Here is a 12,557-nt window from a genome sequence, read left to right on the forward strand (position 1 = left end):
GTGACCTCTTTTTTTGATCTTTTTATTTTTTATAGCATACGTTTAACATAATATGCTTGTCACTTCGTGAAAATTTATTTTACTTTTCACATAAAATAAGAAAAAATGAATTAAACCGTTAACTTATGTCCTTCTCTAATACAATAAAATGGATTAACAAATTTTGATGAAGTTTTTAGTAGATGACTCAACTCCTGCTCAGGCTCATCACGGCTTTCATCCGTCAGTTGAAAGGTTCGATAATGAATTGCCATAGAGCGATGTGCTTGTAAGTCTAAATGTGCATGCAAAGCATCCTGTGGATTCATATGCACATAATGCATCAATTGACGCGGTTCATAAGCTCCGATCGGTAACAAAGCAATTCGTGCATCCCCAAAGCGTTCATGGATTTCCTTAAAATGTGGAGAATAAGCGGTATCTCCTGCAAAGAAACAGTGTCCCTTTTGAGTAATCAGTGAAAATCCGCCCCACAATGCCTTATTTTGATCTCGCAAGCCGCGCCCTGAACCATGTTGTGCAGGGGTGTAGGCAATGGTGACTTCATCATGAAACGGAATCATTTGCCACCAATCCATTTCAATCACATGAAAATCTTTAGAAAGATAATAACGATTGCCCAACCCCGTATAAATCGGCATGGCAAATTTCTGGTGTAGCCAGTGTAACGTTGCCAGATCCATATGGTCATAATGATTATGACTGAGCAACACACCATGAATGGTCGGCAATTGCTCCAATGCAATGCCTGCTGGACAAACTCGACGAGGACCACGCCCCTGCAACGGACTGGCATATTCACACCAGACTGGATCCGTCAAAAAATTAAAGGGGCCAATTTGAATCAAAACGGTGGCATGTCCAACAAACCAGACTTGCCAATCATCCATATCCGCATTAGGGCGATTCTTAGGTAATCCAATTGGGGTATTGATTCTAGACTCATATTCCTGCTGTATATCGACCTGCCATGTAAATGATTCACGCGTGGCAAGCCAACGTAATAATTCTTTTGATCCTTTTGCACCAGAGCGTTTGATCTGATTGTGAAAGTGATTGCTGCTCGCATGTTCTGAATCTGCATACCGAAATGGTGGTTTACTCCATGTATGTGTCCAGCAGGATTGAGTCGGCAATTGATACGTTAATGTCGGCTTCTCTTTCATAGGGTAATTCGGTTATACAGCAATAGTTTAGGGTTGGGTGTTTATTCATCTTAACGATTAAATCAAATTATGCTACTGCTCAATTTATTTGTCTTGTAACCGTCCTTTCATTCGTTGCAACCAGACCTGCTTCGACTGAGGTTTGATAAACAGTGCAACAATTTCAGGGTGAATTTCTCTAGCTTTCATTTCGATACGATTCACACAGATTTCGATATCATCTGAAGTTAAACTATCTTTAAATTCAAGGCTTAATGATGCAATGACCTGATGCGCACCTATTTGCTCCGTTAACACACCATTTGCCGAAAAAACAGCAATATCCTGTTGCGCAATGAGTAAAAGATTTTCGCGAAGCTCCGGATTGGCCGTTTCGCCCATCAGCAAGCCTTTGGTCTCACGCGCCAATAAAAAAGCAGAAATCGCCAATACCACACCAATCAGGATAGATGCCACACCATCTAATACAGGCATATTGAAATAATGCGCTGCGGTAATTCCAATTAAAGCAATAAATAGACCAATCAATGCGGCAGAGTCTTCAAATAATACAGTAAAGGTCGTCGGATCTTTACTACGTCGAAATGCTTCAAAATAACCCAATGAGCCCTTTTCTTTACGAAATCCTTTCAGTGCGACGCGCCAGGATATCCCTTCACAAATAATCGCAATGCCAAGCACGATATAATTAATCATGGGCGAAACCATTTCTTCGGGTTGGCGAATATGTTGTATACCTTGATAAATTGAAACGATCGAACCCAATGCAAAAACCAGCAAAGATACAATAAAAGCCCAAAAATAAAGTTCACGACCATAACCAAAAGGATGGCGAAAATTGGCCGGTTTTTGTGACTGTTTTAATCCATGCAACAATAGAATTTCATTGAGTGTATCCACCACGGAATGTACGGCTTCACTCAGCATCGCCGAACTATTCGTTATATAAGCTGCGACAAATTTAACCAAAGCAATGATGAGATTGCCCAATAACGCCGCATACACCACGATTTTATTTGATTCAGCCATCGCAAAACCCTGTTCTTATTTTTTCGTTCATTGTTGTTATAGCGGTACTCGATTTATTTACAAAGACTTTTCCTGTTGTCATTTGTTGTTAAAGGGTCTCTATAACGATCCTTTACCCTGAATATTAGCGTTTAAAATATATCGGTTCTACTTGCTGTTTCTGCTTGCCTGATTTGTGCTTTATACTCAAATCCAATTGTATTGCTCATATTTTTGGATTCATTCGATGGAGTTAAGACATCTTCGATACTTTGTCACTGTTGCTGAAGAATTAAATTTTAGTAAAGCAGCGCTAAAACTATATACCGCTCAACCTTCTTTAAGCCAACAGATTAAAGATTTAGAAGAATATGTCGGTGTTCAATTATTCAATCGAACTAAACGTAAAGTTGAGCTAACCGAGGAAGGCGCGGCTTTTTTAGAGCAAGCTCGTTTAACTTTGATGCAAGCCGATAAGGCAGTCGCCACAGCCAGGCAAATTGCAAAAACAAAACAGCAACGCTTACGCATTGGTTTTGTAGCAGCAGCCGAGGTACACATTTTTCCGCAAGTACTGCCACAATTACGTATTCAACACCCCGAACTGATCACTGAGTTCACTTATCTGGATGAACAACAGAATATTCAAGCCTTGATCCAAAATCAGCTCGACATTGCTTTTACGCATCAAAATCTCAATACCGAGACCATTTGTAGTCAGAAAATATTCGATGAAGTTCTAATTTTTGTCTTACCAAAGAATCATCCATTCGCCAAAGAAAAAGTGATTCCTTTACATGCCTTGGGCTATCTGGATTTTGTATTACCTAGTGCAGAACAATTTCCCAGCTTATATGCACTCATTTGGAAATTTATCCAGCAGCATGATTTTACTCTACATACTCAGGAAATGACTGATGTTTTGATCAAAATCAATCAGCTAAAACATCAGAATTGGTGCACGATTTTACCTGCTTATGCACAGAACATGTTAAGTTTTGATCTTGTGATTGCGACATTGGCGATTGATTTGCCAAAGTTACCCTTATTTATCAATTTTAATTCGCAGCAGACGTCAAACCATACAAAAATATTACTCGAACAGCTATCAAAAGTATTTTGTTCTGAGTAAATCATGACTAAAGTAAATGATCAGGGCTGCATGATCGATGAATATCACAGGCACAGTCGCCACATCAGTTCTGTGAAAATCAATAAACCTAACACTCAAATAAATTAAAACGATTTTTTCAGGAGAAACCTGAGCATGTTATCTGTATTACATGGGTTGAAAACTGGATTACAGGGGCTGAAAAGCGGTATTTATAATCGTCCCCACTTTTTTATTTCGTTATGCATTGGCGTCGTGATTGCCGTAGTGTTAACGTTCAGCACAACTTGGCATTGGTCAACAATCATTTTGTTGAGCTGGAATATTTCTGTCGGTATATATCTCATTCATGCCAAAAAAATGATGTGGCAGGCAGATCATTCTGCCATGCAATCTCAAGCTCAAAAACAGGATGAAAGTAAATGGGTGATCATGCTTTTGGTCATTCTGGCACTATTGATGTGTCTTATTGCGATTGTGATGCAACTCTCCTCGATCACTAAAAATACGCCTTTTCAATATTGGCATTTGGGTTTATCCATATTAACCATTATTTCGGCATGGCTATTTATGCATACTGCATTTGCTTTGCACTATGCCCATGATTTTTATATGGCGCGTTCTGATGGCAAAGATGACGGTTTAGATTTCCCCAAAACCCAAGATCCGATGTATCCAGATTTTGTTTATTTTAGTTATATCATTGGTACTTCAGCTCAAACCGCTGATGTGTCGATTACCTCCCGCTCCATGCGGCTACTCAATATTTTCCATGCCATGTTGGCTTTTGGCTTTAATACGACCATTTTAGCCATTTGTATTAATATCGCGGCCAGTTTTATATCGGGTTAATAGACGAGTCTAAACCTGTCTAAAACTAGCGCTGGAAAAAATGATTTAAATTTTATGCGTCTATGTTTATTTGAATCAATTGATTCAAATAATGATGTAATCCCGCAATGTCATCAACAATGGTTAAGGGCTGATATTGTTTGAGTATTTCAATATCATGCACGCCATAGCTCACCCCTATACGCGGCATGTCGATATTCATCGCCATTTCAAGATCATAACTACTATCTCCGACCATAATCGCATGTTGAACATCTACGCCTGTAATCGCCAAAATCTCTTCAAGCATCAATGGATGTGGTTTAGACATAGTTTCACTGGCTGCACGGGTAATATCAAAGAGCTCATGACTCTGGGTCTGGCTGAGAACACGATCTAAGCCACGACGACTTTTACCTGTTGCGACCGCAAGTTTGATACCTTGTTCTTTTAAATTCTGTAAAAGTTCGGCTACACCGTCAAACCAAGCATCATGCTTAGAATTTTGCACATAATGCTCGCCATAACTGACCAAGATATCCTGTTGCAAATGTGGAACTTGCGGAAACAAGGTTTGCATCACCTCAGGCAAACCCAGACCAATAATGCTTTGAGCAGCCTCGTCTGTTAAAGGTTGTTCATATTTTGCTGCGGCAAATTTGAGGCTTTCCACAATTTGCCCCACTGAATTAAATAGTGTGCCATCCCAGTCAAAGATAATCAGTTCTGGTCGTTTCATTTTTGCGCTCTCAACTGTGCCACGACACTTTGAATATCTTCAGGCAACGGTGCTTCAATCACAGGATAATCAGGAATTTCCAGACGCATGGCATGCAAACACAAACGTCGCGCTTCTGGGCCCGTGTAAACCGTTTGATGCCCGTATTTATCATCACCCACCAATGGATGCCCAATACTCAAACCATGTACCCGAATCTGATGGGTACGTCCAGATAAGGGCGAAGCATAAACCAAAGTGGCTTCCTTAAAGCGTTCTGCAATCACCCATTCGGTTTTACTCGGCTTACCCTCTTTAGACACACGGACACGACGCTCGCCATTGGCCAGTTCATAACGTAACAATGGCGCATCGATCAGTTGCTTATCCAGACTGACCTGACCTTTCACTAAGGCGGCGTAAGTCTTACGAATTTTATGCTCGCGTAATAGATCCTGTAGATGTTTTAAAGTACTGCGTTTTTTGCTGATCATGACCAACCCTGAGGTATCTCGGTCAATCCGATGAATCAGCTCCAGATACTTTTTACCTGTTGCGGCGCGCATTGCTTCAATCAAACCGTATGCGACACCACTCCCGCCATGCACCGCGATTCCCGCTGGTTTATTCACAACCAATAAGCCTTCATCTTCATAGATCACACGCTTTAATAAGCTTTGTGCCACTTGATCACTCACAGGCGCAGCAGTTTCATCTTTTGGTTCATAACGAATCGGAGCCACACGAATTTGATCACCAATATTAAGCTTGCTTTCCGCTTTTATTCGTTTTTTATTGACCCGCACTTGTCCTTCACGAATTAGCCGATAAATTCGACTTTTCGGCACACCTTTTAATCGGCTAAATAAAAAATTATCAATGCGCTGCCCGGCTTGATGCTCGTCCACGTCAAACCAAGTGACACTTTGCCATTGCTGTGTAGAATTCATACAGTATTTGAAACCCGATTATTTATTAAATTTGAGTGAAAAATAACCACTTAGACAGTTGATTTCACAAGAAACATCTATTTAGCCCATAGGCAGATGCTGCAAGGTTTGATATAGTCAGCGCACGGATACCGCCGTAAGTGAACAAAAACGAAAAATATTTCAATGTTTATGAAATTGATTTTCGTTCAAGATTTCATCAAAATCTCGGAAAGGTCCCAAAAGAATATGCCGACGCCGAAGGCTTATTATATCGGCAAAATGACAAACTGTTGCGTTTAATTATGCTTTTGCATATGCAGTTTGTTGAAAAATATATGTCGCCAACCGTTAATGTTGGTTATTAAACGTAAACTGATGCACATCAGACACGTTGCGTCATCATGACCTTTCAGGCTCAAGCGTTGATGCATTGGAACTGCCGAGCACCGATACGATGATCATTCCGTATCAAGACTTTACAAGATAAGTCTTCAAGCTCCGTGACAGTGAAAGTCATCATCCAATGCACCGCTCACTCGCCAGTGAAAAGTCAGGACTCGCCGTTAATCGAAACGGGATGAATACGCGACTGCTGACATCATCACCAGCATCATTCACCGAAGCTACATGTGAGATCAGGGAATTTAGCAGCCAGAGCAAAAAACTTTTGTGATCTGGGTTAAATAAGATGCATGATGACTGCCGACAGTTGTCCGCTTTATCGATGTTCGCACTTTGTCTGAGTGAGTCACTATTAGGTGTCACACCCATGAAACGTATGTTGATTAATGCAACTCATGCTGAAGAAGTACGCGTTGCACTTATCACTGGTAATCGTCTTTACGATTTTGACTTAGAGAATCGTACCCGCGAACAAAAAAAATCTAACATCTACAAAGGTCATGTCACTCGCGTAGAACCTTCTCTAGAAGCCGTATTTGTTGAATATGGTGCGCAGCGTCAGGGCTTTTTGTCCATGCGCGAAATCGCCAATACTTACTTTAAGGCTGACCCACGCCAAACTTCAAATATCCGTGAATTGATCACTGAAGGTACTGAACTTTTGGTACAAGTGGAAAAAGAAGAACGTGGCAATAAAGGTGCTGCGCTTTCAACTTTTATTTCTCTTGCAGGTCGTTATCTGGTCCTCATGCCAAACAATCCGAAAGGTGGCGGTATTAGCCGTCAAATTTCGGGTTCAGTTCGTGAAGAATTGAAAGAAATGTTGGCATCACTCAATATTCCTCGCGGAATGAGCGTGATTGTACGTACTGCGGGGATTGGTCGTTCACAAGAAGAATTACAGCTTGACCTGCAACATTTGCTCGACTTATGGAATCAAATCCAAAACACAGCAAACTCGGGTCCATCTCCGATGTTGGTACATCAAGAAGCAGGTGTCGTGACTCGCGCGATTCGTGATTACCTGCGTGATGATGTTTCTGAAATCCTGATTGATAGCGAACAGGCCTATAACGAAGCTTACAACTTTGTAAAAGCAGTGATGCCGCGTCAATTAGACAAGCTAAAAACCTATACATTAAATGAGCCTTTGTTTGCTCACTTTGGTATTGAAAGTCAAATTCAAACCGCTTATGAACGTGAAGTGAAGCTTCCATCTGGTGGTTCAATTGTCATTGACCAGACTGAAGCGTTGGTTTCGATTGATATTAACTCGGCTAAATCAACACGTGGTCATGATGTTGAAGAAACTGCACTGAATACCAACCTTGAAGCGGCTGAAGAAATTGCACGTCAATTGCGTTTGCGTGATATTGGTGGTTTGGTAGTGATCGATTTCATCGACATGACCAAAGATCGCAACCAGCGTATGGTCGAAGCCAAATTGCGTGAAGCAACCCAAAGTGATCGTGCACGTATCCAGTTTGGTCAGCTTTCACGTTTTGGCTTGATGGAAATGAGCCGCCAGCGTTTACGTCCATCTTTAGAAGAAGCCACAGGTTATGTCTGCCCGCGTTGTCATGGTACAGGCATGGTGCGTGATCTACGTTCTTTATCACTTTCGATTATGCGTAAAGTGGAAGAAATTGCACTACGTGAACGTCATGGTGAAGTACAGGTTGAAGTTCCTGTTGAAATTGCAGCATTTTTGCTGAATGAAAAACGCCATAGTCTGGTGTATTTAGAACAAACCTCAGGTGTTCGTGTCACCGTGTTGCCACACCCTCACTTGGAAACACCTCACTACGAAATTCAGTACAATCCTGAAGGTTTTGCACCTTCTAGCTATGAGCGTACTGAAGCGACACGTTCAAGTGAAAAAGAACTTGGCTACGAGTCATCTGAATGGCATCTGGAAGAAGCAGATCATAGTCATGCTGCTGCACCTGTTCAGTCTGAGCAAAATAAACGTAAAGCTACGGCTCAAACACCTGCGCCAGCAGCACAAGCCGCGGTTGCCCCTAAAGCTGCAAGCCCATGCGCATGGTTAGAAAATCTATTTGTACAAAAACAGGCCCAAACCGTTGACCAGTCACGCTCGGCCCAAAATGCAGCATCAGCGATTGAGCAAATGGTGAATGGTGGTGCAGTCAGTCGTGGTCAATTTGGTCAGGTGAACGTTGCTAGTGTGACCGAAACTGTCACTATTGCAGCATCTGGCAATAATGCGTATATGTCTCAAACGCCTGTAGCTAAACAGGAAGCACGTGACAATACCACTGAACGTGACGAGAAAAATAATCGTCCAAATAACAACAAAAAGCGTAAACACAAAGATCAACGCGAACGTACCGAGCGTGAACAACCACAACAACGTGAGCCAAATCAAGAGCAACAACCTGCTCAAGTTCATGAAGAAGTGGTCCAACTGTCACGCCATGAGCAACGTGAACTCAAACGTCAGCAAAAGCGTCAGCAGCCACAAGAACAAAGCCACACGCAAAATCAGGCGCAAACTGACGTACATGCTGAAGAAGCCGTACCACGTCGTGACCGTAACAATCAGCAACGTCCAAATCGCCCACATCGCAACCGTGACCAAAGTGTATTAGACAATGCCCATCAAACGACCAATAAGCCTGTAGCCAATGATGCAAAACAGGTCACAGTCGATGTGGTTGATGCGCCACGTAATGAAATGATGACGACTGCACTGGTGATTAATGTCGATCAAGCGCAAAGCGAAATTGTGGCATTAAATCCACAAGTTGAACCACAGGAATCACCAAAACAGGCTGAAAATCCTTTTGCAAATCCAGTTGAAGAAGCCGTTGTAACTGAAGCTCAACCTTCTGAAGCAGCGACTAAATCCACTGAAGTTGCGACCGAGCAAACTCGCTCACAAGTGAAACGTGCTAGCAATGATCCGCGTATGCGTCGTCGTCAGCAACGTGAAGCACAGCACTCTAAAGTAGCAGCACCAAAAGTACAGCCATCACAAATTCCTGAGCTGGCCAACTATACTTTGGGTAGCCTCATTCGCCATGTCTATGGTGAAGACTGTACCGTACTGATCGAACAGTTTGGACTTGTGCCAACGTTTAATCGTGCTTTGGTCAAGTTTACTGAGCAATATGCCAGTTCACAGGTCGCAGAAGCAAAAACCGTTGAAGAAGACAAAAAACCTGTAACACGTGATGCACAACTTCCAAGCAAGAAAGCGCTTGAAGAAAGTGAAGCAGCGGAGGTGTTACCATTGACGCCACCAGAAGCGCCTGCAACGCGTGTAGCCAATGACCCTCGTGAACGTCGTCGTTTAGCAAAACTTGCGGCAGAACAAGCGCATGAGCAAGCTAAACAAGCTCAAGCTGAGCCAAAAGCTGAAACGGTGAATGAACAAGGCACAGAAATCGAAGCCGTTGCCTCTGAAACCGTAGCGAGTGCAACTAATGTTTCTGAAACTGTCGCATCACCTGAGCAACCACTTGAAACAGCAACTCCTGTTTCTAAGCAAAAAGTGACAGCACCGACAGAAACCGCACAGCCTGAAGTAAAAGCTGAATCAGAAAACGTTTCGAGCGCAGCTCAAACTCAACCTGTGCAAGCTGAATTAAATGAAGTAACGGCTTCAGAGCAAGCATCAGAAGTGAAAGCCAATGATGAAACAACTGAAAAATCAGCCACTCAAGAGACTGCTGCCGATGCGGATAAACCAAGTCGTCCGCGTCGTCCACGTGGTCGTCCACCGAAAAAGGCCAGCACAACTACGGAATAATTTGCACAATTGCATGTAAGTTATGAAAGCCTAGTCATTTCGGTGACTAGGTTTTTTTTGATACTTTATGTCAGATTAGGTTGATTGCACTAGTGCAAAACCTTTAAAACAACTTCTGCGTCATTTTAATGTCTACGTCGTCGTAGCCCGTAGTCATAAAACTGTATTGGATAGATCGAAAAATAATAGGATGTATATGAGCCAGACTGCACAACCCGATATCATTACGCTTGCTAATGTTGCTTCACGCCTCCCTGCTTTTTTGCCCAAAGTGCCGCATATTCTTGCAGGTCTTAAGCAAGCCTATTTGCGTACTTCATCTACACCAGCAGGTTTGGGTATTGCCTTTGAAAAAGCAGTCAAACGTAATCCTCAAGGTGATGCTTTATTATTTGAAGATGAGCGCTACAGCTATCAAGATTTAAATGAATGGGCCAACCAGATTGCACATTATTATCTTTCGATAGGTGCGCGTAAGGGTGATGTTATTGCGGTGATGCTGGAAAATCGTTCCGAGCTGATCGCAACAGTTATTGGTCTAGCTAAAATTGGTGTCACCAGTGCATTGGTCAATACCTCTCAAACAGGTAAGGTACTCACGCATAGTATCAATCTGGTCAATCCAATTGCACTGATTTTGGGTGAGGAAGTTCAATCCTGTATTGATGACATTCGTGCCGATATCAAACTTGCTGAAGATCGCTTTCATTGGTTTGCAGATCAGGCCACACGTCAAAACGTGGGTTCTGCTCCATCTGGTTATGTCAATCTGGCAGAAAAAATTGATCATTTTGCCAAATTCAATCCAGCGACCACTCATACTGTTCAGGGTAAGGATGGATTGTTCTATATCTATACCTCAGGCACTACAGGATTACCTAAAGCGGTGATTTTCACCCATAGTCGCTGGACACTGGCGTATGGAACTTATGGGCATATCCTTGATTTAAAAACTGATGATGTCATGTATGTTACCCTACCGCTTTACCATGCAACGGGTATTGTGGTGTGTTGGTGTGGCGTGATTGCGGGTAGTGCTACGCTTGCTATTCGTCGTAAATATTCGACCAGTGCCTTCTGGAAAGATGTACAAAAATTTAATGCCTCTGCGATTGGCTATGTGGGCGAGCTGTGCCGCTATCTTATGGATGCACCACCCTCAGAAATTGACCGTGCCCATCGTGTGACGAAAATGATTGGTAATGGCATGCGTCCTAATATCTGGGACAAATTCAAACAACGTTTTGGAGTAAAAGAAGTCCTAGAGCTCTATGCGTCGAGTGAAGGCAATGTCGGTTTTAGCAATATTTTCAACTTTGACAATACTGTTGGCTTCTCTCCGACTCCTTATGCAATTGTGCAATATGACAAAGAAAAAGGGGAAGCCATTCGCGATCAAAAAGGTCACTGCATTAAAGTTGAAACAGGCGATGTTGGACTGCTCATTGGTAAAATTACTCGTCGCTCCCCCTTCGATGGTTACACCGATCCTGAAAAAAACAAGTCTGTGATCCTAAAAGATGTGTTTAAAAAAGGTGACTCTTACTTTAATACTGGAGACTTGGTCCGTGACATTGGCTTTCGCCATGCACAGTTTGTCGATCGTCTGGGCGATACTTTCCGCTGGAAAGGTGAAAACGTATCGACCACTGAAGTAGAAAATATGATTTGCGACTATGACAAAATCGCAGAAGCAGTGGTCTATGGCGTTGAAATTCCAAATACCAATGGTCGAGCAGGTATGGCGGCTATCACACTGAGCGATGGCGCAGAATTAAATGAGCAGGATTTGACCGAAATGGTCAATCAGTTCAAAAAGAATTTGCCAGCCTATGCTATCCCTGTATTTTTACGTGTTCAAGCAGTGGTAGAAACCACTGGAACCTTTAAATATCAGAAAAATAAACTCAAGGAACAGGCATTTGATCCGAGTCAAACCGATGAGCGTTTACTGGTACTCTTACCAAATGCAGAGGCCTATTGTGATGTAACTGCTGAGATTTTTGAGAACATTCAGGCGTATAAATACCGTTTCTAGCATATTTTTTGACTAAACAAGAGAAAATCGTGCTTTTTATAAACAGTTATTCGATTGTTTTTCAATTTTCTCTTGTGTTAGTTGAAGATCTTGCTAAAATACGCTCCATCAAAACGATACAGTGTTAGAAAGTTTACTTTCCTCTGAATCCAGTCGAGTTTGAACAATTTTTGAAATTAATTTTTCTTTTTGCGTTCGGGTAAATCCTTAAAGCAATATTTTAAGTTTACTTATCCTCACTCAGGGTCGTTAGCTCAGTTGGTAGAGCAGCGGACTTTTAATCCGTTGGTCCCGCGTTCGAGTCGCGGACGACCCACCATTGATTGTTTTGATACTCCTAGCATAGCTTAAATGCTTGCTCAGGGTCGTTAGCTCAGTTGGTAGAGCAGCGGACTTTTAATCCGTTGGTCCCGCGTTCGAGTCGCGGACGACCCACCAGATTCTAAAAAGCCTCAACACATCATGTTGAGGCTTTTTTTATGGATACTTTATTTTCTCAGCATGAATATTTCATGACATTCAATACGACCCAAAATCTAAATATTCGATTAATTTTATAAAAAATAACTGTTTTTA

8 protein-coding genes and 2 tRNA genes are annotated in these 12,557 nt (G+C 42.1%); 6 read left to right on the forward strand and 4 right to left on the reverse strand.

Going from position 1 to position 12,557, the window contains the following annotated elements; translation table 11 throughout:
* Positions 1–110: 110 nt before the first annotated feature.
* On the reverse strand, positions 111–1,166 hold the full coding sequence (locus tag JR005_RS03100; RefSeq protein ID WP_004991466.1) for an MBL fold metallo-hydrolase: 1,056 nt from the start codon (positions 1,164–1,166) through the stop codon (positions 111–113).
* Between the two features lie 84 nt (positions 1,167–1,250).
* Entirely contained in the window at positions 1,251–2,195 is a 945-nt protein-coding gene (locus JR005_RS03105; RefSeq protein WP_004991468.1) for a cation diffusion facilitator family transporter, read from the reverse strand.
* 226 nt (positions 2,196–2,421) lie between these two features.
* Here JR005_RS03105 and JR005_RS03110 point away from each other — a divergent pair, with 226 nt between their 5' ends.
* Entirely contained in the window at positions 2,422–3,306 is an 885-nt protein-coding gene (locus JR005_RS03110) for a LysR family transcriptional regulator (protein WP_218665537.1), read from the forward strand.
* 135 nt (positions 3,307–3,441) lie between these two features.
* Positions 3,442–4,137 (forward strand): DUF1345 domain-containing protein, encoded by a 696-nt coding sequence (locus JR005_RS03115; RefSeq protein ID WP_151724124.1) that lies wholly within the window; start codon positions 3,442–3,444, stop codon positions 4,135–4,137.
* Positions 4,138–4,189: 52 nt separating this feature from the next.
* Here the strand turns inward: JR005_RS03115 and JR005_RS03120 are convergent, their stop codons facing one another.
* Together JR005_RS03120 and JR005_RS03125 are read right to left on the reverse strand one after the other, a co-directional pair.
* Complete coding sequence (locus JR005_RS03120) at positions 4,190–4,855, reverse strand: HAD-IA family hydrolase (protein WP_218665538.1); 666 nt, start codon at positions 4,853–4,855, stop codon at positions 4,190–4,192.
* Positions 4,852–5,784, reverse strand: a complete 933-nt coding sequence (locus JR005_RS03125; protein ID WP_218665539.1) for an RluA family pseudouridine synthase — start codon at positions 5,782–5,784, stop codon at positions 4,852–4,854. Before JR005_RS03125 ends, JR005_RS03120 begins: the two co-directional genes overlap by 4 nt.
* Before the next feature lie 751 nt (positions 5,785–6,535).
* Here JR005_RS03125 and JR005_RS03130 point away from each other — a divergent pair.
* From JR005_RS03130 to JR005_RS03145, 4 genes are all read left to right on the forward strand, one after another.
* Positions 6,536–9,943, forward strand: coding sequence for an Rne/Rng family ribonuclease (locus JR005_RS03130; RefSeq protein ID WP_218665540.1), 3,408 nt, complete (start codon positions 6,536–6,538; stop codon positions 9,941–9,943).
* 196 nt (positions 9,944–10,139) lie between these two features.
* On the forward strand, positions 10,140–11,981 hold the full coding sequence (locus tag JR005_RS03135; RefSeq protein ID WP_218665541.1) for a long-chain-acyl-CoA synthetase: 1,842 nt from the start codon (positions 10,140–10,142) through the stop codon (positions 11,979–11,981).
* A gap of 243 nt (positions 11,982–12,224) precedes the next feature.
* Positions 12,225–12,300, forward strand: a tRNA-Lys gene (locus JR005_RS03140).
* Positions 12,301–12,343: 43 nt separating this feature from the next.
* Positions 12,344–12,419, forward strand: a tRNA-Lys gene (locus tag JR005_RS03145).
* Positions 12,420–12,557 lie beyond the last annotated feature (138 nt).

It is taken from the genome of Acinetobacter sp. Colony158 (genome assembly GCF_019264745.1).
In the GTDB taxonomy this organism is placed as follows: Bacteria; Pseudomonadota; Gammaproteobacteria; order Pseudomonadales; family Moraxellaceae; genus Acinetobacter; species Acinetobacter ursingii.

What these genes read in the sequence shown, in the direction of transcription:
- JR005_RS03105 (WP_004991468.1), bottom strand. Translation starts at nt 2,195, where the DNA reads ATGGCTGAATCAAATAAAATCGTGGTGTATGCGGCGTTATTGGGCAAT.
- JR005_RS03135 (WP_218665541.1), top strand. Translation starts at nt 10,140, where the DNA reads ATGAGCCAGACTGCACAACCCGATATCATTACGCTTGCTAATGTTGCT.
- JR005_RS03100 (WP_004991466.1), bottom strand. Translation starts at nt 1,166, where the DNA reads ATGAAAGAGAAGCCGACATTAACGTATCAATTGCCGACTCAATCCTGC.
- JR005_RS03120 (WP_218665538.1), bottom strand. Translation starts at nt 4,855, where the DNA reads ATGAAACGACCAGAACTGATTATCTTTGACTGGGATGGCACACTATTT.
- JR005_RS03130 (WP_218665540.1), top strand. Translation starts at nt 6,536, where the DNA reads ATGAAACGTATGTTGATTAATGCAACTCATGCTGAAGAAGTACGCGTT.
- JR005_RS03110 (WP_218665537.1), top strand. Translation starts at nt 2,422, where the DNA reads ATGGAGTTAAGACATCTTCGATACTTTGTCACTGTTGCTGAAGAATTA.
- JR005_RS03115 (WP_151724124.1), top strand. Translation starts at nt 3,442, where the DNA reads ATGTTATCTGTATTACATGGGTTGAAAACTGGATTACAGGGGCTGAAA.
- JR005_RS03125 (WP_218665539.1), bottom strand. Translation starts at nt 5,784, where the DNA reads ATGAATTCTACACAGCAATGGCAAAGTGTCACTTGGTTTGACGTGGAC.